Origin of the sequence: Serpentinimonas maccroryi (genome assembly GCF_000828915.1) — a bacterium.
Classification (GTDB): domain Bacteria; phylum Pseudomonadota; class Gammaproteobacteria; order Burkholderiales; family Burkholderiaceae_C; genus Serpentinimonas; species Serpentinimonas maccroryi.
This window is the reverse complement of sequence record NZ_AP014569.1, coordinates 1763759-1785973: the sequence shown is the minus strand read 5'-3', so window position 1 is coordinate 1785973 and position 22215 is coordinate 1763759. Positions and strand designations below refer to the sequence as shown.

Below are 22215 nucleotides of genomic sequence, written 5' to 3'. Positions count from 1 at the left end.
GGTAGAGTAGCGCTGTCAAAAACAACGGTACAGGGAGTGCTATGAATTGGCGTGCGCTATGTCTTGTCATGGGTCTGCTGGCCGCGCCTGCGGCTTGGGCCGATCTGCCTCTGACGGTCGAAGACCTGATCACCGAGCGCGGCCAGTGGCGCTTGGATTTGGGGCTGACCTACGCCAACCTCGAGCGCCAAGGCGTGGCCACGGGCGAGCCGATCGAAGTGCAGACTGGCGCCGCCACCTTCGTCCTGCTGCCCACCGCCATCGGCGAGCGGATCGACAACTCCGACACCTTCGTCGCCAGCCTCGGGCTGCGCTACGGCCTGAGCGAGCACACCGAAATCTATGGCCGCCTGAGCGCACTGCAAAGCCGCCAGCGCAGCAGCGAGCCCGGCCAGATCAGCCGCAGCCACAGCGAAGGGCGTCTGGCCGACCTCTGGCTGGGCCTGAACCACCAGTTTCGGCCCGACCGCAACGGCCCGGCGCTGCTCGGCTTTGCCGAGCTGGCCGTGCTCGAGCGCCAGCGCGCCGCCAACGCCCATGCGCGTGCGCTCACGCTCGGGCTGACCACCTACACCGCGATCGACCCGATCGTGTTCTCGCTCACCGGCGCCTACCGCCTCAACCGCAGCCGGCGCGACGGCGGCGAACAGCTACAGCCCGGCAACCTGGTCTTGCTGCACCCATCGGTCGGCTTTGCTGTGAACGACCGCGTCACCCTGAGCACCGGCGTGCAATGGACGCACCGCAGCACTGCCCGGCGCGACGGCGTGCGCCAAGGCAGCGACCGCAGTGCCACCGACCTAGTGCTGGCAGTGGGCTACGGCATAGCGCGCGGCAACACCCTCAACGGCACCCTCAAGCTCAATGCCTCGGGGCGCGGCGGGGCCGAGTTCCGGCTCAACTGGCTCTACACCTTCCAGGGCGCAGCGGCAGCGCGCAGCGGCAACCGCCGGGCGACTGGGGGTTGAAGGCAGGCGGAGCTTCAAGCAGGGGAAAAATGGAGTGCGTGCGCTGCAGACAGCGCACGCCTCAAAGGGTTTGGCCTTGTTGACGCAGGGCCAAAGGGAGCCTCGGGTGAGACCGAGGCGGTTTTTTGTCATCAAAATGCAATTGGAGTTTATCATGATGAAGATGAAGCGGATGGTACTGAGGTGGGCACTGGCCTTGGCGGCCACGGGGATGTTGGCGGGGCCGGCGCTGGCGGCTGAGGGTTTGTACGCAGAAGTGCCGGGCGTGCTGGCGCTGCAACCTGTGCAAGCGGTAGCGGTGGCTGAGCTGGTGGCTGAGCGGCCCACACAGCCGGCGCTGGCAGAATTGCCCGCGCTGGTGGCGGCAGGCTCCCTGCCGGCAGAGCTGCCCGTGCTGGCGCTGACGCCACCAGAGCCCTTCAGCGCGGCCGACTTGCAAGCGCTGTTCGTGCCCGGCCATGAGCCGCTGCGGGTGGCCGTGCTGTCGCCGCAGGAGATGGAGGAGACCAAGGGGGCGTTGGCGCCGTTTGCTGTTGGTGGCTTGGTTGGCGGGGCGGTCGGCGGTGGCGGATTTGCGCTTGGTGTTTGGCGTGGAAATCATGCTTGGAATACCCATAGGTTCCTTGGCAACGTTGCGACTGGTGCGGTGATTGGTGGAAGCTTTGGTGCTGCTGGGGCAGCCGCCAGTGGGGGGATGTGACACTCAATTCCAACCGGAGGATTTCCCATGCAGAACGCTGCTATCCTGGAGGGCGCTGTGCGCGACCGTTATACTGAAGGTGCGCGCATCGCGAAACCCAATCTATGCTGCCCCACCAGCTATGACCCCAGATTATTGGAAGCATTGCCCAAGGAAATCATCGAGCGGGATTATGGCTGCGGAGACCCGTCACGTTATGTCCGCAGCGGTGACGTCGTATTGGACCTCGGCTCCGGCACCGGAAAGATGTGCTATATGGCCAGTCAATTAGTCGGCCCGAGCGGACACGTGATCGGTGTGGATGTCAACGACGACATGCTGGCGTTGGCCAGGAAATACCGAAACCCCATGGCCATCGCATTCGGCACTCGGCCGGTGGATTTCATTAAATGCCGGATACAGGATTTGAAAACCGACCTCGAGCAGGTCGAGAAATTCATCGCCAGCAATCCCATCACGAACCGTGACTCCATGGCGCGATACGAGGACTGGCTGCGGCAGACGCCGCCGGCGGTCACGGACGGTTCCGTGGACCTGGTGATCTCCAATTGCGTGCTGAACTTGGTCGGCAAGGACGAGCGCCAGCAGCTCATCCGCGAGATCCACCGCGTCCTCAAGCCAGGGGGCCGCGTGGCCATCGCCGACGTCGTCAGCGACAAAGAGGTGCCGCAGAACCTGCAGGAGAACCCCGATCTGTGGGCCGACTGCATTTCGGGCGCATTCCAGGAACAGGAGTTCATGCGTGTATTCACCGACACGGGATTTACCGATCTCGCATTCGACAAATGGACCGACGAAGCCTGGCAGGTTCTGGAGGGCATTGAATTCCGGTCCGTCACCTTGACGGCGGTGAAACCCGTGACCGGTCCCTGTATATACGGCGGCAAAGAAGTCATTTACCGCGGCCCATTCAGCCGCGTCCACGATGACGACAAGCATGAATACCTGCGCGGCAGCCGGACCAGCGTATGCGACAAGACCTACCAAAGCCTCCTGGACGGCCCGATGAGCCAGAGTTTCATATTCATCGGCGGCTCTAACAAATCGACGCAAACCCCCGCCTGCCAGCCCGGCGGCGATTGCTGTTGAAACGGCCATCACGCATTGGCGTGACACTGGAGAAATACCGATGAATTCTGCCGTCAAAATGGTGCTTGTTTCCCTGGACGAAGGTGACTTTCAGCCCCTCGGACTGGCCTCCCCTGCGGCCCATATCAGGCAGGCGGGACATGCCGTGGACGTCGTGGACCGTTTTCAGGACATGCCGCTGAACTGGGAGGGCGCCGATGCGGTGGCCTTTTCCGTTCCCATCTTCGCCGCCATACAGCCCACCATCCGGGAAGCCCTGACCATTCGAAAGAAAGGTTTTCGGGGGCCAATCATCTTCTATAATCAATATGCCACGGTGCAGCCGGAAACATTCATTCTGGACGAGGATTGCCGTGTGGTGCTGGGCGAATATGAGCCGGTGCTGTGCGATATCGCCCAACGGCTTGCCGAGGACGACGGACTGGATGAGGTGGCCCATTTGTGGGACGGGCGCTCGCCCAAGCCGGCCAAGTGCCTCAAGCGGGTGTCCGACCTGCCGCCGGACCGCAGCGGCCTGCCGGCGCTGGACCTCTATGCCCGCAAGAACGGTCTCGTCGTGGGCAACATCGAGACCATGCGGGGCTGTGCCCATCCTTGCTCCTACTGCTCCGTGTATGCTGCGTACGAGCGCCGGGTGGTCAAGCATGAGCCCGTGGCTATCGACATGGACATCGATCGGGTCGTGGCCCTGGGCGCGGAGCACATCACTTTCGTCGATGCGGATTTCTTCAGCACCGGCCAGCGGGGCCTGCAGATCGTCCGCGCCATGGCATCCCGGCATCCCGGCATGCCCTTCGATGTGACGGTGCGGCTCGATGACGTCATCCGCTACGAAGCTGCGGTGCATGAACTGAGAGAGCTGGGCTGCGTGGAGTTCACCACGGCATGCGAGTTCCCCGACGACGCGGTGCTGGAAGCCGTCAACAAGGGAATGAGCGTGGCCGACATGCAGCAAGGCCTGGCCATCCTCAAAGGCACCGGTGCGCGGGTGCGACCGACCTTCATCACCTTCAACCCGTGGACCACGAAGGACGACTTTGGCAGGCTCGACCGCTTTCTGGCCGACGCGGGCATGACGGACATGTTCGACGAAATGCAGCGCACCACACGGCTGCTGCTCTACAAGGGCTCGCCCCTGCTGGCCCTGACCGAGGTGCAGAAACTGTCGAAGATCGACATGGGTAGCTACTACGAGTGGCAACACGCCGACCCTCAGACCGACGCCATCTACCTCTCCATCGACAAGAGCGACGCCAGCGTGAGCCGCAAGCGTTGCTGCATCAAAGGTTAATCACTCAAAGGAGCATGCCATGGGCAGCAAGAACTACTTCGAAGACGTAGCAACCGAATGGGACACCATGCGCAAGGGTTTCTTCTCCGAGAACGTGAGGCGCAAGGCGCTCACCGTGGCGGAAATCAAGCCCGGGGCCGTTGCCGCCGATCTGGGTGCGGGGACGGGCTTCATCACCGAAGCACTGCTCCAGCACGGTGCCCGGGTCATCGCCATCGATGAATCGCCATCGATGCTGGACGAACTCAGGAAAAAGATGGGCGGCAACCCCGCCCTGCAATGCGAGGTCGGCGAATCCGAGTCGCTACCCATCGAGGACAACAGCCTCGACTATGTGTTCGCCAACATGTACCTGCACCATGTCGAGCACCCCGCCGTCGCGATCCACCACGCTGCGCAAAAGCTCAAGAAGGGTGGCGCGCTCGTCATCACGGACCTGGACGCCCACGAGCACGAATACCTGCGCACCGAGCACAACGACCGGTGGATGGGCTTCGATCGCGGGGACATCGCGAAGTGGTACCGCGATGCGGGGCTGGAACAGGTGCGCGTGGACTGCGTCGGGGAAACCTGCAATTCCACATCGTCCTGCGGTGGCGGGGATGCCTCCATCAGCATCTTCTACGCCATCGGCTACAAGATGTGAGAACGAAAGTTGCACACACTACGCAACGGCGCGCCCCGGGTATAGACTCTTTTGCTGTGAGTTCCTTGTTTCCTGCGAAGATGTTCAGTGCACGACAGCGGCGTAGACGTTCTGGAAGTGGTGCTCGCGCAGGTACATCGTCGTGCCCATGACCTTGCGCCCGTAGTCGGTGACCCGCCAGCGCCTGGTGCGCGGGATCTTGGCGATCAGTCCGTGGGCATGCAGGCGTCGGAAGCATCGGCCGACCTTGGCGCTGGCGTTCTTCGGGTCATCGGCGCACGCACGTAGCCAGCGTGTGCCTGTCAGTCGGGATCGGATGTCGCGATTCGTGAAGCCGTGCTGATCGACGACGCCGCCATCGCACGCGTCGCCGCCGAGATCGACCGCCGCCGCATCGCCGCCGGCGAGCAGCCGCGCGTCTGGAAGATCGGCTTCACCAACTGCACGATCTGGCCGCGCTACGGCGTGCACGAGCCGATCTGGGCGCGCGTGTGGGACAGCACGCTCGCGCTGCTCGACGGCGGGCAGGCCGTGGGGTAGAGGACTTCGAACGAGTGCTGCGATGATCTGCTCGCGCGTGGCGCCGAATATGGCCAGCAGATCGCCGTTGCAGTCCAGCATCTGGCGCTGGCGCGAGAGCACCAGGCCCACCGCCCAGGCAACGCGCCACATTGCCCGCAACCGCCGCCGCGATGACCCTGCGCGTGGCCCTTCTCACCCCAGCGTCATCCAGCGCCTTGTCCAGACCTTGTGCCGCCTCGCACATCACGGCAATGGCGCGACGCGCAGCGCTCTCCGGCACTTCACACGCCGCCCCCAGCCTGAGCAAGTCACCGCGCCCGGGCGGGCGCGCTTCACCACGCTTACGGTACCTGGAAGTAGGCACCCGCAGGTAGGCGCCTGGCAGGGCGATTGCGACGCCGTGCGCGGCTTAAGACCGTCCGAGGTCACCACCCTCGGGAGCCATGCGTGCAAGCCGTCGGCCGACAGCCCCAGAGGGCGCCCGATGGCACCCCCGGTCCACTACGAGCGCCACCGCCCCGAGCAGACCACGCTGTACCGCCTGGTGCAGCAGCACGCGGCCAGCTTCATCGCGCACACCGAAGCCAGCACCGGATGGCAGTTGCCGCAGTTCATCAAGGGCGAGTTCGATGCCTTCCTCGAGTGCGGCATCCTGGCCCACGGCTTTCTGAGGCTGCGCTGCGGGGAGTGCGGCCACGACAAGCTGCTGGCCTTCAGCTGCAAGCGGCGCGGGTTCTGCCCCTCATGCGGCGCGCGGCGCATGTCGCAGACCTCGGCGCAGCGGGTGGATCACGTCATCCCGCATGTGCCGGTGCGGCAGTGGGTGCTGTCGCTGCCGATCCCGCTGCGCCTGCTGCTGGCCGCGCAGCCCGAGCTGGTCACGCCGGTGCTGCAGGTGGTGCAGCGCGTGGTCACGCGCCATTTGCTGGACCGCGCCGGGCTGAAGGCCGCCGAAGGCCACGGCGGCGCCGTCACGCTGATCCAGCGCTTTGGCTCTGCGGCCAACCTCAACATCCACCTTCACGGCCTGGTGCTGGACGGCGTGTACCGGTGCGGCGCCGACGGCGCGCCCAGCTTCATCGAGGCGGGTGTGCCCACCGAAGACGAACTGCACGCGCTGCTGCAGACCATCATCGCCCGGCTGATGAAGATGCTCACGCGCCGGGGCGTGCTGGTCGAGGACATGGGCCAGACCTACCTGGCCGAGCCCGATGGCGACGGTGACGAGGCACGCACCCTGCGACCACTGCAGGCTGCGGCCATCACTTACCGCATCGCCTTCGGGCCCCGCGCCGGGCAGAAGATGCTGACTCTGCGAGGTGCGATGCCGCAGGAGGCCACATCGCGCCAGCCCCTGTGCGCCGACATCGACGGGTTCAGCCTGCACGCGGCCGTGCGAGGGAAAACGTGGTCTGACCCCTATTTTCCCTTCCAGGGCGCAGCGCGCAGCGGCAACCGCCGGGCGACCGGGGGCTGAGATGCGAGGGGCTGCGGAAGGGAAAAAAATTGTGGGCGTGCGCTGCAGGCAGCGCACGCCACAAAGGTTTGGCCTTGTTGACGCAAGGCCAAAGAGTGCCTCGGGTGAGACCGAGGCGGGTTTTGTCATCGAAACGCAACTGGAGTATATCATGATGCGGATGAAGCAAACACTGTTGGCCTTGGCGGCCACTGGGATGTTGGCGGGGCCGGCGCTGGCGGCTGAGGGCTTGGGCGCAGAAGCGCCGAGCGCGCTGGCGCTGCAGCCGGTGCAGGCGGTAGCGGTAGCTGAGCTCGTGGCTGAGCTGCACGCACCGCCCGCGCAGGCAGAATTGCCCGCGCAGGCGGTGGCAGGCACCCTGCCGGCAGAGCTGCCCGAGCTGCCTGCCGTGCTGGCGCTGACGCCACCGGAGCCCTTCAGTGCGGCCGACATGCAAGCGCTGTTCGTGCCCGGCCACGAGCCGCTGCGGGTGGCCGTGCTGTCGCCGCAGGAGATGGAGGAGACCAAGGGGGCGTTCCTATGGTTCGCGCCGATCGTTCTTCATGCAGGACGTTTTGCCGCAGTTAGAATTGCACATCATTCAGCGCACCATTCCTTCGGCAGTTTAGGGAGGCTCCCTCATATTCAATTCAATGCATGGCGCCCTGGCGTCTCCGGCTCTGGCGGCGCTTTCCGAATCCCGCTTCCGAATACACCGTTCTTCAGGCCGTAAAGATGGCTGAACCCGGGGTCGATATGATGTTGAACTCCGGGGCTACAGGGAAATGGAAATGAATAAAGACGAACTGTTGCTTATCCTCAGAGGTAAATTGGCAAAGTATCGCTTGATGCCATACGCCGAACTCAGCCAGCGAGTCGGTAATCAGCAACCTGAGACCGATTCACAAGGCGATCCGAATGGTCAAAACTTTTATCAAACAGAGGTCGAGGTTGTTCGTGATGACGCTCATTCAGGTAATCTGAGAGTCATCGGCATGATCGATAATGGCAAAGGCCTATCGGGAACCTACGACCTCATCATTTCGCCGGATGGAACTCTGCTCGCCGAAGGGGGCAATGTGCGCGGATGCAGTGCGGGAGTTGTCAAGACCGCCCTCTCCCTCTTCCTCCTGCGCGCTCTGCCCTTTGAGCGTTTTGCCTTCCCGCGCTGGCAGGCGCTGGCGGGCATCAGCCTGATCGGCCTGCTGGTTGGGCTCGATCCGGCCTTGCGCGCCGGCACGCCCGAGATGCCCGGGATGCCCGGGATGCCCGGGATGCCCTTGGCGCTGGCGCTGGTGTCCATGCTGCTGTCGGTTTGGGTCGCATTCCTGATCATCCACGCGGTGCTGCGCTGGTGGCTGCGCCGGGGTGCGCGCTGGGACGGGCAGGGCGACTTGTTCAACCTCATGGCGGCGTCCTGGCTGGTGTCCAACGTGCTCGGTGCGGTCTTGGTGGCCGTCGGTGTGCCGTATCTGCTCACGCTGCCGCTGTGGCTGTACGCGGTCTGGGTCGGTGCCAACGCGCTCTCGGGGGCCATCCCCAAAGCCAGCCTGGGCTACTGCATCGGCGGCATCGCGCTGTCGCTGCTGCCGGCGATGTTGGCCACCGGACTGATCGGGGCCGCGATTTTCCTGCTGTTTGCGCCGGGCGCCATGGCGCAGTAAGCGCAGCACACCCCCACGAGGGCTGCGGGCGCTGCTTGAGGCAGGATCAGGGCCATTGAAGCGCACAGGGAGATTGCCATGACGAAACTGAAGCGGTGTTTGCTGGGTACGGGCCTTAGCGCCCCTCTTGCCTGCACCAATGGCCGAGCACCTCAGGTGGCGAGACCGGGTGTTTTTAAGCGTTTCGTTGTAGCCCTAAAGGCCATTTTGGCCTTGGGCGCGGCACTGCTGTGGGCTGCTGCTTGGGCGCAGCCGCCCGCCAGCCCCCCGCCCTGACAGCCCAGCCCCGAAGGGGTGCTGCTGCACACCCACAGTGCCGCCGGGTTCGTGCCGGTGCGCAGTTGGAAGTCGCTGCGCGACGCGCGCATCGTCAAGCAAGACCTCGATTATTCCTGCGGCGCGGCCTCGCTGGCAACGCTGCTCAATGCGTTCTACGGCCAGAACTTGACCGAGGCCCAAATCCTCCAGGCGCTCGACCAAGGCGACGGCATGGCCAGCTTTGCCGATATGGCGCGGGTGCTGCCGCAGTTTGGGTTTCGGGGCCAGGGTCTGGCAGCCGACTGGGCGCAGTTGAGCCGTTTGCGCATGCCGGTGGTGGTCTATCTGCACCACCGGCGCAGCGAGCATTTTTCGGTCATCCGCGGCATCGATGAACACACGGTCTGGCTGGCCGACCCCTCGCTGGGCAACCGCAGCTTCAGCCGCGAGCAGTTTGAGCAGATGTGGCAGACCCGCGCCGGCCGCCCCCAACCCGAGCTGGCGGGCAAGTTTATGGCCATTTTGCCGCTGCGTGATGGCATCAGCGCAGCGGGCGATTTTTTCACCCACACGCCGCAGCGCCAGAGCGCGCCAGCACGCCAGCAACTGGGGTTTCGGGCCCTGCCTTGAGGGGTAGGGGCTGTGCTGCGGGGTCTGCGCGTCAACGAACGGCGGCAGGGGCGGCAGGTTTTGCCGACAGCTCAATGCCGAGCGCCTTCATCACGGCCAGCGTCGTGCGCAGCGTCGGGTTGCCTTCGGCGCTAAACGAGCGGTAGAGCTGTTCGCGCGACAGCCCGGTCTGGCTGGCGATCTGCGCCATACCCTTGGCGCGGGCCACGATGCCCAGCGCGTGGGCGATGAAACCGGGGTCGTTGGTCTCGAGCGCACCGGCCATGAAGTCGGCGATGGCCTGGTCGGATTTCAGATGCTCGGCGGGGTCGAAGGTGGTCAGTTTTTTGCTCATGGTCACTCGCTCCATTCATCAGCTAGGCGCAGCGCAGTCTTGATGTCGCGGGCCTGCGATTTCTTGTCACCCCCGCAGAGCAGCAAGTAGATCGTGTCACCGCGCCGTTGGAAATACACCCGGTAGCCGGGGCCGTAGTGGATGCGAAGCTCGCTGACACCGTTACCTACCGGCTCGGCGTCGCCAGTGTGTCCGTAGGCCAGCCGCGCCAAGCGCAAGGAAATGGCCGTTGTCGCCCGCTCATCCCGGAGCTTGGCAAACCATTTGCAGAAGGTTTCGGTCTGCTTGAGCTCGATCATGCCAGCGATTGTAGTCTAAAAACTACGATAAAGCAAGGATACTGCGTTCTGGAGAGAATTTGAACCCGGTAAGTCCGACGGGCTGCTAGAATGTTATTCCTTACTTCATTACTTTCAGAGGGGCTGTCATGCTGGCCAAGCGCACGAGCAAGAACCAGGTCACCCTGCCCAAGGCCATCGTCCAGACGGCGGGTGAGGCGGACTACTACGACGTCACGGTTCAGAACGGCAAGATCGTGCTGACACCGGTGCGCATGCAGCAAGCGGACGCGGTACGGGCCAAGCTGCAGGAACTTGGCATCGCGCCGGACGATGTGGCTGACGCGATCGCTTGGGCGAGAAAGCGCGCATGAGCGTGCCGCGCGTAGTCCTCGACACCAACTGCCTGGTCTCGGCCCTGATCTTTGCGCGCGGCAACTGCGCTTGGTTGCGGCAAGCCTGGCAGGCCAAACGCTTTGTCGCTTTGGCCAGTCACGACACGGTCAGCGAGTTGCTGCGGGTGCTCGCCTACCCCAAGTTCAAGCTGACCCGCGACGAGCAAGAAACGCTGCTGGCCGAGTTCTTGCCCTACGTCGAGACCGTCAAGATCGACACCATGCCGGACGGCCTACCCGACATCCGCGACGCAGACGACAGCGTCTTTTTGGTGCTGGCTGCCGTCGGCCAAGCCGATGCGCTGGTCAGTGGCGACGCCGACATTCAGGCCGTTCGGGAGCAATTTCACATTCCCATCCTGACCGTTGCGCAATTCGCTGACTGGATCGGAGCGGGGAGGGGGTAGCAGAGGGAAGGGGATAGCAGAGATGGCGTCAGGGCATGCAATCAAGCACTGCACCCGCACGCTTTTCGCTGCGCACCCTCCTTCCGTCTGGCCACGTTCAGCGCTGCCCGAGCGTGGGCACGTCGCGCCGGGTCGAGCCGGTGAAGAGCTGACGCGGGCGGCCGATTTTGTATTCCGGGTCGCCGATCATCTCGTTGAGCTGGGCGATCCAGCCCACGGTGCGCGCGAGCGCAAAGATGCCGGTAAAGAGCTTGACCGGGATGCCGATGGCGCGCTGCACGATGCCGGAGTAGAAATCGACGTTGGGGTAGAGCTTGCGCTGCACGAAGTAGTCGTCTTCGAGGGCGATTTTTTCCAGCTCTTTGGCCAGTTTGAACAGCGGGTCGTTCTCGAGCCCGAGCTCGCCCAGCACCTCGTTGCAGGTTTCCTGCATCATTTTGGCGCGCGGGTCGTAGTTTTTATAGACGCGGTGGCCAAAGCCCATGAGCTTGACGCCCGAGTTTTTGTCCTTGACCTGGTTCATGAACTCGCCCACCTTGGCCACCCCGCCCTTGGCTTGGATGTCTTCGAGCATGTTCAGGCAGGCCTCGTTGGCGCCGCCGTGGGCCGGGCCCCACAGGCAGGCGACGCCGGCGGCGATGGCGGCAAAGGGGTTGGTGCCCGAGCTGCCGCACAGGCGCACGGTCGAGGTCGAGGCGTTTTGTTCGTGGTCGGCGTGCAGGATGAAGATGCGATCGAGCGCGCGCTCGAGCACCGGGTTGACGACGTAGTCTTCGCACGGGGTGCCAAACATCATGCGCAGGAAGTTGCCGGCATACGAGAGTTCGTTGCGCGGGTACATATAGGGCTGGCCGACGCCGTATTTGTAGGCCATGGCCACCAGGGTGGGCATTTTGGCGATCAGGCGGATGGCGGCAATGCGCCGGTGCTCGGGGTTGTTGATGTCGGTGCTGTCGTGGTAGAAGGCCGAAAGGGCGCCGATGAGGCCGGTGAGCACCGCCATGGGGTGCGCGTCGCGCCTGAAGCCGCGCAAAAAGAACTGCATCTGCTCATTGACCATGGTGTGGTTCAGGATGAGCTTGTGAAAGCCGTTGCGCTCGGGCTCGTTGGGCAGTTCGCCGTTGAGCAGCAGGTAGCAGGTGTCAAGGTAGTCGCACTGGGTGGCGATCTGCTCGATCGGGTAGCCGCGGTAGAGCAGCTCGCCCTTGTCGCCGTCGATGTAGGTGATGGCCGACTGGCACGAGGCGGTCGAGAGGAAGCCGGGGTCGTAGGTGAACATCCCGGTCTGGCCATAGAGCTTGCGGATGTCGATCACGTTGGGGCCGATGGTGCCCGCATAGACAGGCAGCTCCATGCTCGGCGCGCCGTTGCTGAAGGACAGGGTGGCTTTGTGGTCAGCGAGTTTCATGCGGCATCCTTGTGAGAAGTGGGGGAGTAAAGAAGGGGGCTAAAACCGAGGGCGGGCAGCGGGCTAGACCTGCTGCGCCGTGGGGCGCAACTGTTGCAGCATCTCGAGGATGTCGGCGCTGCTTTGCTCGGGGCCGGGGGGCTTGCGCGCCAGCAGCAGGTCGAGCAGATCGGGGTCGGACAAGTCCATGAGCGCCAACAGGGCGCGCTCTTGGCTCACGCTGATGCGGTCGCCCATGCGGGCAAAAAACCGCTCCAGCAGCAGGTCGTTTTCGAGCAAACCACGCCGACAGCGCCAGCGCAGCTTGCTAAGCGCGCGCTCGTCGATGGGGGCGTGGTCGTCGGGGGCGGACATGGTCGGTTGGTCTAAAGCTCAGATGGCGCGGCGCACCATCATCTCCTTGATTTTGCCGATGGCCTTGGTCGGGTTCAGGCTCTTGGGGCAGACATCGACGCAGTTCATGATGGTGTGGCAGCGGAACAAGCGGTACGGGTCTTCGAGGTTGTCGAGCCGCTCGGCCGTGGCCTGGTCGCGGCTGTCGGCCAGGAAGCGGTAGGCCTGCAGCAGACCGGCGGGGCCGACGAATTTATCGGGGTTCCACCAGAAGCTCGGGCAGCTGGTGGAGCACGAGGCGCAGAGGATGCACTCGTACAGGCCGTTGAGCTCGTCGCGCTCTTCGGGCGATTGCAGGCGCTCGGTCTCGGGCGGCTGGCTGGTGTTGACCAAATAGGGCTTGATGCTGTGGTACTGCTGGAAAAACTGCGTCATATCGACGATCAAGTCGCGCACCACCGGCAGGCCCGGCAGGGGCTTGAGCACGATCTCGCCTTTGAGCGTGTTCATGTTGCTCAGGCAGGCCAGGCCGTTCTTGCCATTGATGTTCATGGCGTCGGAGCCGCACACGCCTTCGCGGCACGAGCGCCGAAACGAGAGCGTGGGGTCAACCTGCTTGAGCTTCATGAGCGCGTCGAGCAGCATGCGCTCGTGCCCGCTCAGCTCCACCTGCAGGGTTTGCATATAGGGCTTGGCGTCGCGCTCGGGGTCGTAGCGGTAGATTTTGAAGGTGCGTAAGGCCATTTTCTGGTGCTCCGGAGGCGTGCGTCGTCGGCTTTAGAAGGTGCGGACTTTGGGCGGAACCGAGGCCACCGTGAGTGGCTTGAGGTTGACCGGCTTGTAGCTGAGCGCATTGTCGGCGCTGTGCCACAGGCTGTGCTTGAGCCAGTCGCGGTCGTTGCGGCCCAGCGGGTGCTCGGCGTCGTCGGCGGCGCGCTCGTAGTCGTTGACGGTGTGGGCACCGCGGCACTCGGTGCGCGCGGCGGCCGAAGTCATGGTGGCTTGCGCGGCTTCGATCAGGTTTTCGACTTCCAGCGCCTCGATGCGGGCGGTGTTGAAGACCTTGGATTTGTCTTTGAGGCCAATGGCTTGCACGCGCTGGCGCAAGGCGGCCACTTTGCGCACGCCTTCGTTCATGCTGGCCTGGGTGCGAAACACCCCGGCGTGCTGCTGCATGGTGTTGCGCAGGTCGTCGGCCACGATTTGCGCGTATTCGCCCTCGGTGCAGGCATCGAGCCGCGCCAAGCGGGCGAGCGAGCGGTCGGCGGCGTCGCGTGGCAGGTCGGCAAACTCGGCTTTGCGCTCCAGCGTGTCGACGATGTGGTTGCCGGCGGCGCGGCCAAACACCAGCAGATCGAGCAGCGAGTTGGTGCCGAGCCGGTTCGCGCCGTGCACCGACACACACGCGCATTCGCCCACGGCGTACAGGCCGTTGACCACGCGCTGGCCGCCGCTGGCGTCGGGCACCAGCACCTGGCCGTTGATGGTGGTCGGGATGCCGCCCATCTGGTAGTGGATGGTGGGCACGACTGGGATCGGCTCTTTGGTGATGTCCACGTTGGCAAAGTTGTGGCCGATCTCGAACACCGAGGGCAGGCGCTTGAGGATGGTGTCGCCACCCAAGTGCGTCATGTCGAGGTTGATGTAGTCTTTGTTCGGGCCACAGCCCCGGCCTTCTTTGATTTCTTGGTCCATGCAGCGGCTGACGAAGTCGCGCGGGGCCAAGTCTTTGAGCGTGGGCGCGTAGCGCTCCATGAAGCGCTCGCCTTGGGCGTTGCGCAAAATCGCGCCTTCGCCACGGCAGCCTTCGGTGAGCAGCACGCCGGCGCCGGCCACGCCGGTGGGGTGGAACTGCCAGAACTCCATGTCTTGCAGCGGGATGCCGGCGCGCGCCGCCATGCCCAACCCGTCGCCGGTGTTGATGAAGGCGTTGGTGGAGGCGGCAAAAATGCGCCCGGCGCCGCCGGTGGCCAGCAGCGTGGTCTTGGCTTGCAGCAGGTAGGTGTCGCCGGTTTCCATCTCGAGCGCGGTCACGCCCAGCACGTCGCCGTCGGCGTTGCGCACCAAGTCGAGCGCCATCCACTCGACGAAGAAGGTGGTGCGCGCGGCCACGTTTTGCTGGTACAGGGTGTGCAGCATGGCGTGGCCGGTGCGGTCGGCGGCGGCGCAGGCGCGCTGCACCGGTTTTTCGCCGTAGTTGGCGGTGTGGCCGCCAAAGGGGCGCTGGTAGATGGTGCCGTCGGGGTTGCGGTCGAAGGGCATGCCGAAGTGCTCGAGCTCATAGACCACTTTGGGCGCTTCGCGGCACATGAACTCGATCGCGTCTTGGTCGCCGAGCCAGTCGGAACCCTTGACGGTGTCGTAGAAGTGGTAGTGCCAGTTGTCTTCGCTCATGTTGCCCAGCGAGGCGCCGATGCCGCCTTGTGCCGCCACGGTGTGCGAGCGCGTGGGGAACACCTTGCTCAGCACCGCCACATTGAAGCCGGCGCGCGCCAGTTGCAGCGAGGCGCGCATGCCCGAGCCGCCGGCGCCGATGATGATGACGTCAAAGCGGCGCTTGGGCAAAGAGGATGTGAGGGCAGTCATGAATCAAAGTCTCCAGAGCACTTGGAAGGCCCAGCCGGCGCAGCCTACCAGCCAGACGAGCGTGAACACATGCAGGGCCAGACGCAAGCCAGCCGGTTTGACGTAATCCATCCAGATGTCGCGCACGCCCACCCAGGCGTGCCAGATGAGGGCGACGATCAGGGCGTAGGTCAGGAACTTCATCCACGTTTGGGCAAAGATGCCGGCCCAGTCTTCGTAGCCGATCGGGCCGCTGACCAGCAGCACCTGCGCCAGCAGCAGCAGGGTGAACAAAGCCATGAGGGCGGCTGTGACGCGCTGCATCAGCCAGTCGCGCAAGCCGTAATGGGCGCCGCTGACGTTGCGCCGGGAACCGTAGTTGACAGGCATTTTTATGGGCTCCTAAGGGGTGGCTTTTGTGAGGGATCAGTACAGGCCAAACAGCTTGGCGCCGAGCGCGGCCGTGAGGGCCAAGCTGAGCACCAGCGTGGCCACGGCCGAGGACTTGCCAAAGGCTTTGTCCACGCTGTGGGTGGCGTCCATGTAGATGTGGCGCAGGCCGGCAAACAGGTGGTGCAAGAAGGCCCAGATCAGCCCCAGCACCACCAGCTTGACGAACCACGCCGGCACAAAGCCGATGCCGGCGGTGAAGGCCGAGGCAAAGACGCCAAAGGAGAGCTCGGACGAGAGCGAGGTGTCGAACATCCAGACGATGAAGGGCAGCAGCAGAAACATCAGCAAGCCGCTGATGCGGTGCAGGATCGAGACCCAGCCCGCAGCGGGCAGGCGGTAGCTGGGCAGATCGGTCAGGGCGTTGATGTTGCGAAACTCGGGCCGCGGTGTGGTGCGCGATTCAGCCATGGTATGAAGAACCTGTGGTGGGGGGTGGGGCAGGTGGGGCGGGTGGGGCGGGTGCAGCGGGGGGGTGTTCGATGCAGCGGCTGGGCCTGAATGTGCACGAAAACCCTGACGCATCTCTTTCGGATTCTATTGCAACGCAACATCTGCGCTGCGGGTCTATGGTTATCTTTGGGACTAGCTAAGTTGGTTGCGGTAGTGGTGGTGTTCGGTGCGGTACAGGCCGCGGCGCAGCTCCATGGGCTGGTCGTGGTAGGTGTAGGCCAAGCGCTCGACGCTGAGCAGCGGCGTGCCCGGCGCCAGCGCCAAGCCGGCCGCGGCCTCGGCATCGGCCGCCACGGCCTTGATGCGCTCGTCGGCGCGCACCATGCGCACGCCGAATTCGCTCTCGAACAGGGCGTACATGGGGCCTTGGTGCTCGGTCAGCACCTTGAGCGTGAGGCCCTTGAAGGGGTCGCCGGGCAGCCAGAGCTGCTCCAAAATGGTGGGCACGTCTTGAAACGACAGCACGCGCTGCACCTGCACCACGGTGTCGCCGGCGCGCAAGCCCAAGGCCAGCCCGACGTCGGCCGGTGCGCGCAGCCGCTGGCACGACAGGATGCGCCGCTGCGCCGGGCCGCTGGGGTCCAGATGGCCAAGGTCGGAGTGCAGGCGCAAAAAACGAAACTGGGTGCGCTGCTCGGCGTGGGTGGCCACGAAGGTGCCCTTGCCTTGGCGCCGCAGTAGCAGGTTTTCGGCGGCCAACTCGTCGATGGCTTTGCGCACCGTGCCTTGGCTGACGCGAAAACGGGTGGCCAGATCGACCTCGCTCGGGATCGGTTCGCCCGGCTTCCACTCGCCGCTTTGCAGGCTGCGCAGCAGCAACGCCTTGATTTGCTGGTACAAAGGGCTGAAGGCGGGCGCAACCTGCGGCCCGGCCGGCTCGGGGGCGGGGCTCGGGGTGGCGAGGGGGCTGAGGTCGGTGTTCATGGTGTGTCTGCCCCGAGTTTATCTTATATAAGACATAAGACAAATTGACGCGCAGGGCAAGTCGGGGTACACTCACAAAAGTCGAGCGCTTTTTTTCAACCTGTGCATTATTTTGGAGTGTATTCATGAGCAAGAAGCCCGTACGCGTGGCCGTCACCGGTGCCGCTGGCCAGATTGGTTATGCCCTGCTGTTTCGCATCGCTTCCGGTGAAATGCTGGGCAAAGACCAGCCCGTAATCCTGCAGCTGCTCGAAATCCCCGACGAAAAAGCCCAAAAAGCGCTCAAGGGTGTGATGATGGAGCTCGACGACTGCGCCTTCCCGCTGCTGGCTGGCATGCAAGCCCACAGCGAGGCCAAATCGGCCTTCAAAGACACCGACTACGCGCTGCTGGTGGGCGCGCGCCCACGCGGCCCGGGCATGGAACGCGCCGACTTGCTAGCGGCCAACGCCCAGATCTTCACCGCCCAAGGCCGGGCGCTCAACGATGCCGCTTCGCGCAACGTGAAAGTGCTGGTGGTGGGCAACCCAGCCAACACCAACGCCTACATCGCCATGAAGTCGGCCCCCGACCTGCCAGCGCGCAACTTCACCGCCATGCTGCGCCTGGACCACAACCGCGCTCTGAGCCAACTGGCCGCCAAAACCGGAAAGCCGGTGGCCTCGATCAAAAACCTGGCGGTGTGGGGCAACCACAGCCCGACCATGTACGCCGACTACCGCTTTGCCACCATCGACGGCGCTTCGGTCAAAGACCTGATCAACGACCAAGTCTGGAACAAAGACGTGTTCTTGCCCACCGTGGGCAAGCGTGGCGCGGCGATCATCGAGGCGCGCGGCCTGTCGTCGGCGGCCTCGGCGGCCAACGCGGCCATCGACCACATGCGCGACTGGGCGCTGGGCACCCACGGCGCCTGGGTGACCATGGGCGTGCCCTCCAATGGCGAATACGGCATCCCCAAAGAAGTGGTGTTCGGCTACCCCGTGACCTGCTCGGGCGGAGACTACCAGATCGTGCCAGGGCTGCCCATCGACGCCTTCAGCCAAGAGTGCATCAACAAGACCCTGGCCGAGCTGCAGGGCGAGCAAGACGGCGTGCGGCATCTGCTGTAAACCACCTGCTGTAACACGTGCGGCAGCGCTCCATGCACCCACGCGACCTGTTGATGGGCCCGCAAGCCGGCCAGCGCCTGCTGCCGGTGTGTGACCATTACAGCGGCGTGCCGGCGCGCATGCGCAAGAGCTTGGCGCTGCAAGCCGAGTACAGCCAGCGCCACGGCCGCTGCGTGTTCGACGTCACGCTCGACTGCGAAGACGGCGCCCCGGTAGGAGGCGAGGCCGAGCACGCGGCCTTGGTGGTCGAGCTGCTGCAAGGCCTCGATCTGGCGGCGCCGGTGCCGCCGCGCGTGGGGGTGCGGGTGCACCCGGTGGGGCACGCGGCCTTCGGGGCCGACATCGAGTGCATCGTCGGGCGGGCGCACGAGCGGCTGGCCTACCTGATGCTGCCCAAGGTCGAAGGCGTGGCCGATGTGCAGCGCGCTCTGCAGGCGCTGGACGCCGCTGGCGGCGCGGCTTTGCCGCTGCACGTGCTGATCGAATCGCCGCTGGCGCTGCAACGCGCGTTTGAGATTGCGGCGCAGCCGCGGGTCGAATCGATCAGCTTTGGTCTGATGGATTTTGTCTCGGCGCATGGCGGCGCGATTCCGGCGAGTGCGATGGGGCTGCCGGACCAGTTCAGCCACCCACTGGTGCGCCGCGCCAAGCTCGAAATCGCCAGCGCCTGTCACGCCCACGGCAAGGTGCCGTCGCACTGCGTGGTGACCGAGATCAACGACCTGCCCGCGCTGCGCCACGCCGCGCACACGGCGGCGCACGAGTTTGGCTACAGCCGCATGTGGAGCATCCACCCGCAGCAGATCGAGCCCATTTTGCAAGCCTTTGCCCCGCCCACCGACGAGGTCGAGCGCGCCACGGCGATTATCTTGGCCGCGCAGGCGGCCGATTGGGCACCCATCTCGCACCGGGGTCAATTGCACGACCGCGCCAGTTACCGCTACTATTGGCAGATACTGGAGCGCGCGCAGCAAGCCGGCGCTGCGCTCGATGCGGAGTTGCAGCCGTTTTTCGCAGCGCCGCTGGCCGGGCAGCGATCGAGCCCTTAAACCCTTGTACCGCAGGAGCCCATCATGCACAAGAACGCTGTTCCAAACCCGTCGCGTGCGCTGCCCAGCCGCACGCGCAACCGGCTGGTGTCGTGGTCGAGTGCGCTGCTGGGGCTGGGGTTGGTCGCCTCCGCGCTGGCCACAAGCCTCCCCGCACAGGCCCAAGGCAGCCGCAGCGTGCCCACGGTGCAGGCCGGCACCCCGGCCGACACCCCGTTGAGCGAGCGCGAGCTGGCCACGGCGGCGCTGGTGCACGTGGGCAGCAAGACCTGCTCGCACGGCCGCAGCGTGCGCATCGAGGCGGCCCCGCAAGCTGCTGGCCACTTCGTGCTGCAAAGTGGGGGCCAGCGCTACCTGCTGCGCCCGGTCGAGACCAGCACCGGTGCCATCCGGCTCGAAGACCGCGCCCAAGGTGCGGTCTGGATCCAGCTCGCCAACAAATCCATGCTGCTCGGCCAGCGCCCGAATCGGCGCCTGCTCGACGACTGCAGCAACGCGCTGCAGCAGGCGGTGGCTGCCGCCATGCTGCGCAACCCCGGCCCCGACCTGCTCGGCATCGCGCAGCGGCCAGCCGGCCAATGAACCCTTTGTAATTGATCCTTTTTTTACTGGAGCCCCCGCCATGTTGCAAGCCTACCGTCAACACGCCGCCGAACGCGCCGCGCTCGGCATCCCGCCGCTGCCACTGGACGCCAAACAGGTGTCGGAGCTGATCGAGCTGATCAAAAACCCGCCGGCCGGCGAAGCCGAATTCCTGCTCGACCTGCTCACGCACCGCGTGCCGCCGGGTGTGGACGACGCCGCCAAGGTCAAGGCCAGCTTCCTAGCCGCGGTGGCGCATGGCGAGCTCGTAGTCGGCCTGATCGGCAAGGCCAAGGCCACCGAGCTGCTGGGCACCATGGTGGGCGGCTACAACGTGCACCCGCTGATCGAGCTCCTCGACGACCCCGAGGTGGCGCCCGTGGCCGCCGCAGGGCTCAAGAAGACGCTGCTGATGTTTGATTTCTTCAACGACGTGGCCACCAAGGCCAAGGCCGGCAACGCCCACGCCCAAGCCGTGATGCAGAGCTGGGCCGCTGCCGAGTGGTTCACCAGCCGCCCCGAAGTGCCACAAAAAATCACCGTCACCGTGTTCAAGGTGCCCGGCGAAACCAACACCGACGACCTCTCGCCCGCGCCCGACGCCTGGAGCCGCCCCGACATCCCGCTGCACTACTTGGCGATGCTCAAAAACACCCGCCCCGACGCGGCCTTCAGGCCCGAAGAAGACGGCAAGCGCGGCCCGATGCAGTTCATCGAAGACCTCAAGAAAAAAGGCCACCTCGTGGCCTACGTAGGCGACGTGGTGGGCACCGGCTCGAGCCGCAAATCGGCCACCAACTCGGTGGTCTGGGCCACCGGCCAAGACATCCCCTTCGTGCCCAACAAGCGCTTTGGCGGTGTGACGCTGGGCGGCAAAATTGCCCCGATCTTTTTCAACACCCAAGAAGACTCGGGCTCGCTGCCGATCGAGGTCGATGTCAGCCAGCTCGAGATGGGCGACGTGATCGACATCCTGCCCTACGCCGGCCAGATCGTGAAAAACGGCGCCACCGTGGCCGAGTTCCAGCTCAAGAGCGAGGTGCTGTTCGACGAAGTGCGCGCCGGCGGCCGCATCAACCTGATCATCGGGCGCTCGCTCACCGCCAAGGCACGCGATTTTCTGGGTCTGCCGGCCGCCACCGCCTTCCGCCTGCCCAAGGCGCCGGTGAACAGCGGCAAGGGCTTTACGCTGGCGCAAAAAATGGTCGGTCGCGCCGTGGGCCTGCCCGAAGGCCAAGGCGTGCGCCCCGGCACCTACTGCGAACCGCGCATGACCACCGTCGGCAGCCAAGACACCACCGGCCCGATGACGCGCGACGAACTCAAAGACCTCGCTTGCCTGGGTTTTTCGGCCGATCTGGTGATGCAGTCGTTCTGCCACACGGCCGCCTACCCGAAACCGGTGGACGCCAAAATGCACCGCGAGCTGCCGCCCTTCATCAGCAGCCGCGGCGGCGTGGCGCTGCGCCCCGGCGACGGCGTGATCCACAGCTGGCTCAACCGCCTGCTGCTGCCCGACACCGTGGGCACTGGGGGCGACTCGCACACCCGCTTCCCGATCGGCATCAGCTTCCCGGCCGGCTCCGGTCTGGTGGCCTTTGGCGCCGCCACCGGCGTCATGCCGCTGGACATGCCCGAATCGGTGCTGGTGCGCTTCAAGGGCCAGATGCAACCCGGCGTGACGCTGCGCGACTTGGTGCACGCCATCCCGCTCTACGCCATCAAGGCCGGACTGCTGACGGTGGCCAAATCGGGCAAGAAAAACATCTTCTCGGGCCGCATCCTCGAAATCGAAGGCTTGCCCGAGCTCAAGGTCGAGCAGGCGTTTGAGTTGTCCGACGCCAGCGCCGAGCGCTCGGCCGCCGGCTGCACGATCCAGCTCAACCCCGAGCCGGTGATCGAATACCTCAACAGCAACATCGTGCTGATGAAGAACATGATCGCCGACGGCTACCAAGACGCCAAGACGCTGGCGCGGCGCATCGAGCGCGTGCAGCAGTGGCTCGAGCAGCCCAAGCTGCTGCGCGCCGACGCCGACGCCGAATACGCCGCCGTGATCGAGATCGATCTGGCCGAAATCAAAGAGCCGATCCTGTGCTGCCCCAACGACCCGGACGACGCCAAAGTGCTGTCGGACGTGGCCGGCACGCCGATCGACGAGGCCTTCATCGGCTCGTGCATGACCAACATCGGGCACTTCCGCGCCGCGGCCAAGCTGCTCGGCGGCCAGCGCGACATCCCGGTCAAGCTCTGGGTGGCCCCACCCACCAAGATGGACGCCAGCGAGCTGATGAAAGAGGGCCACTACGCCAACTTCGGCGCCGCCGGTGCGCGCACCGAAATGCCCGGCTGCAGCCTGTGCATGGGCAACCAAGCGCAGGTGCGCGAGGGCGCCACGGTGATCTCGACCAGCACGCGCAACTTCCCCAACCGGCTGGGCAAGAACGCCAATGTCTTTCTGGCCTCGGCCGAGTTGGCCGCCATCGCCTCCAAGCTGGGCCGCATCCCCACCGTGGCCGAATACCACGCGGCCATGGGCGTGGTCAACCAAGACGGCGCCGCGATCTACAAATACCTGAATTTCGATCAGATCGAAGAATACGCTGAGGCGGCCAAAGAAGTGGCGGTCTGAAAACCGCCAGCGGGCCCACCTGTGGGGCCCGCGCCCGCACCCTGAGGGCTTGAGTGCTTTTGGGTTGCG

Annotated in this window: 25 protein-coding genes; 15 read left to right on the top strand and 10 right to left on the bottom strand. The window is 64.9% G+C overall.

Features of this window, described 5'->3' with window-relative positions:
• Window positions 1–68 precede the first annotated feature (68 nt).
• The 5 genes from SMCB_RS08235 to SMCB_RS08215 all read left to right on the top strand — a co-directional run bounded on the left by SMCB_RS08235 (window position 69) and on the right by SMCB_RS08215 (window position 4694).
• On the top strand, window positions 69–968 hold the full coding sequence (locus SMCB_RS08235) for a hypothetical protein (RefSeq protein ID WP_045536222.1): 900 nt from the start codon (window positions 69–71) through the stop codon (window positions 966–968).
• A gap of 136 nt (window positions 969–1104) precedes the next feature.
• A complete protein-coding gene (locus SMCB_RS08230; RefSeq protein ID WP_045536220.1) occupies window positions 1105–1668 on the top strand; it encodes a hypothetical protein in 564 nt (187 codons plus the stop codon).
• A 27-nt stretch (window positions 1669–1695) separates the two neighbouring features.
• On the top strand, window positions 1696–2757 hold the full coding sequence (locus SMCB_RS08225) for a methyltransferase domain-containing protein (protein ID WP_045536218.1): 1062 nt from the start codon (window positions 1696–1698) through the stop codon (window positions 2755–2757).
• Between the two features lie 40 nt (window positions 2758–2797).
• On the top strand, window positions 2798–4048 hold the full coding sequence (locus tag SMCB_RS12205; protein WP_082027316.1) for a radical SAM protein: 1251 nt from the start codon (window positions 2798–2800) through the stop codon (window positions 4046–4048).
• 19 nt (window positions 4049–4067) lie between these two features.
• Complete coding sequence (locus SMCB_RS08215) at window positions 4068–4694, top strand: class I SAM-dependent methyltransferase (protein ID WP_045536216.1); 627 nt, start codon at window positions 4068–4070, stop codon at window positions 4692–4694.
• Window positions 4695–4778: 84 nt separating this feature from the next.
• Here SMCB_RS08215 and SMCB_RS12875 read toward each other — a convergent pair whose 3' ends face one another.
• On the bottom strand, window positions 4779–5366 hold the full coding sequence (locus SMCB_RS12875) for a hypothetical protein (RefSeq protein WP_171820295.1): 588 nt from the start codon (window positions 5364–5366) through the stop codon (window positions 4779–4781).
• A 334-nt stretch (window positions 5367–5700) separates the two neighbouring features.
• On the opposite strand from SMCB_RS12875, the gene SMCB_RS08210 reads away from it, so the two are divergent.
• From SMCB_RS08210 to SMCB_RS08195, 4 genes are all read left to right on the top strand, one after another.
• Window positions 5701–6693 (top strand): IS91 family transposase, encoded by a 993-nt coding sequence (locus SMCB_RS08210; RefSeq protein WP_052468468.1) that lies wholly within the window; start codon window positions 5701–5703, stop codon window positions 6691–6693.
• Window positions 6694–6844: 151 nt separating this feature from the next.
• Window positions 6845–7405 (top strand): hypothetical protein, encoded by a 561-nt coding sequence (locus SMCB_RS08205; RefSeq protein WP_144400310.1) that lies wholly within the window; start codon window positions 6845–6847, stop codon window positions 7403–7405.
• Window positions 7406–7463: 58 nt separating this feature from the next.
• Window positions 7464–8336 (top strand): hypothetical protein, encoded by an 873-nt coding sequence (locus tag SMCB_RS08200; protein WP_231851185.1) that lies wholly within the window; start codon window positions 7464–7466, stop codon window positions 8334–8336.
• A gap of 294 nt (window positions 8337–8630) precedes the next feature.
• Window positions 8631–9224 carry a C39 family peptidase gene (locus tag SMCB_RS08195; protein ID WP_052468467.1) on the top strand — a complete coding sequence of 198 codons (594 nt, stop codon included), beginning with the start codon at window positions 8631–8633 and terminating at the stop codon, window positions 9222–9224.
• A 31-nt stretch (window positions 9225–9255) separates the two neighbouring features.
• On the opposite strand, the gene SMCB_RS08190 is transcribed toward SMCB_RS08195, so the two are convergent.
• A complete protein-coding gene (locus tag SMCB_RS08190) occupies window positions 9256–9558 on the bottom strand; it encodes an addiction module antidote protein (protein ID WP_045536212.1) in 303 nt (100 codons plus the stop codon).
• A gap of 2 nt (window positions 9559–9560) precedes the next feature.
• The gene (locus SMCB_RS08185) at window positions 9561–9857 is read right to left on the bottom strand and encodes a type II toxin-antitoxin system RelE/ParE family toxin (protein WP_045536205.1); all 297 of its coding nucleotides are present in this window, start codon (window positions 9855–9857) and stop codon (window positions 9561–9563) included.
• Between the two features lie 128 nt (window positions 9858–9985).
• Here SMCB_RS08185 and SMCB_RS08180 point away from each other — a divergent pair, with 128 nt between their 5' ends.
• Both SMCB_RS08180 and SMCB_RS08175 read left to right on the top strand, forming a co-directional pair.
• Entirely contained in the window at window positions 9986–10210 is a 225-nt protein-coding gene (locus SMCB_RS08180; RefSeq protein WP_045536203.1) for an AbrB/MazE/SpoVT family DNA-binding domain-containing protein, read from the top strand.
• 2 nt (window positions 10211–10212) lie between these two features.
• Window positions 10213–10638 (top strand): putative toxin-antitoxin system toxin component, PIN family, encoded by a 426-nt coding sequence (locus tag SMCB_RS08175; protein ID WP_197539295.1) that lies wholly within the window; start codon window positions 10213–10215, stop codon window positions 10636–10638.
• 97 nt (window positions 10639–10735) lie between these two features.
• Here the strand turns inward: SMCB_RS08175 and SMCB_RS08170 are convergent, their stop codons facing one another.
• From SMCB_RS08170 to SMCB_RS08140, 7 genes are all read right to left on the bottom strand, one after another.
• The gene (locus SMCB_RS08170; RefSeq protein ID WP_045536198.1) at window positions 10736–12046 is read right to left on the bottom strand and encodes a citrate synthase; all 1311 of its coding nucleotides are present in this window, start codon (window positions 12044–12046) and stop codon (window positions 10736–10738) included.
• A gap of 63 nt (window positions 12047–12109) precedes the next feature.
• Entirely contained in the window at window positions 12110–12400 is a 291-nt protein-coding gene (locus SMCB_RS08165) for an FAD assembly factor SdhE (RefSeq protein WP_045536196.1), read from the bottom strand.
• 18 nt (window positions 12401–12418) lie between these two features.
• Window positions 12419–13123, bottom strand: a complete 705-nt coding sequence (locus SMCB_RS08160) for a succinate dehydrogenase iron-sulfur subunit (protein ID WP_045536194.1) — start codon at window positions 13121–13123, stop codon at window positions 12419–12421.
• A gap of 33 nt (window positions 13124–13156) precedes the next feature.
• Entirely contained in the window at window positions 13157–14965 is a 1809-nt protein-coding gene (sdhA, locus tag SMCB_RS08155; RefSeq protein ID WP_045536192.1) for a succinate dehydrogenase flavoprotein subunit, read from the bottom strand.
• A 3-nt stretch (window positions 14966–14968) separates the two neighbouring features.
• Complete coding sequence (gene sdhD, locus SMCB_RS08150; protein WP_045536189.1) at window positions 14969–15334, bottom strand: succinate dehydrogenase, hydrophobic membrane anchor protein; 366 nt, start codon at window positions 15332–15334, stop codon at window positions 14969–14971.
• 36 nt (window positions 15335–15370) lie between these two features.
• Complete coding sequence (gene sdhC / locus SMCB_RS08145) at window positions 15371–15805, bottom strand: succinate dehydrogenase, cytochrome b556 subunit (protein WP_045536186.1); 435 nt, start codon at window positions 15803–15805, stop codon at window positions 15371–15373.
• Window positions 15806–15979: 174 nt separating this feature from the next.
• Window positions 15980–16771, bottom strand: a complete 792-nt coding sequence (locus SMCB_RS08140; protein ID WP_045536184.1) for a GntR family transcriptional regulator — start codon at window positions 16769–16771, stop codon at window positions 15980–15982.
• Between the two features lie 125 nt (window positions 16772–16896).
• Here SMCB_RS08140 and SMCB_RS08135 point away from each other — a divergent pair, with 125 nt between their 5' ends.
• From SMCB_RS08135 to acnB, 4 genes are read left to right on the top strand one after another with little or no spacing between them, the layout of a single operon-like run.
• Complete coding sequence (locus tag SMCB_RS08135) at window positions 16897–17883, top strand: malate dehydrogenase (protein ID WP_045536182.1); 987 nt, start codon at window positions 16897–16899, stop codon at window positions 17881–17883.
• Window positions 17884–17915: 32 nt separating this feature from the next.
• On the top strand, window positions 17916–18932 hold the full coding sequence (locus tag SMCB_RS08130; RefSeq protein ID WP_045536180.1) for an HpcH/HpaI aldolase/citrate lyase family protein: 1017 nt from the start codon (window positions 17916–17918) through the stop codon (window positions 18930–18932).
• Window positions 18933–18956: 24 nt separating this feature from the next.
• A complete protein-coding gene (locus SMCB_RS12195; protein ID WP_052468466.1) occupies window positions 18957–19514 on the top strand; it encodes a hypothetical protein in 558 nt (185 codons plus the stop codon).
• Between the two features lie 40 nt (window positions 19515–19554).
• On the top strand, window positions 19555–22146 hold the full coding sequence (acnB, locus tag SMCB_RS08120) for a bifunctional aconitate hydratase 2/2-methylisocitrate dehydratase (protein WP_045536178.1): 2592 nt from the start codon (window positions 19555–19557) through the stop codon (window positions 22144–22146).
• The last annotated feature ends 69 nt before the right edge of the window (window positions 22147–22215 follow it).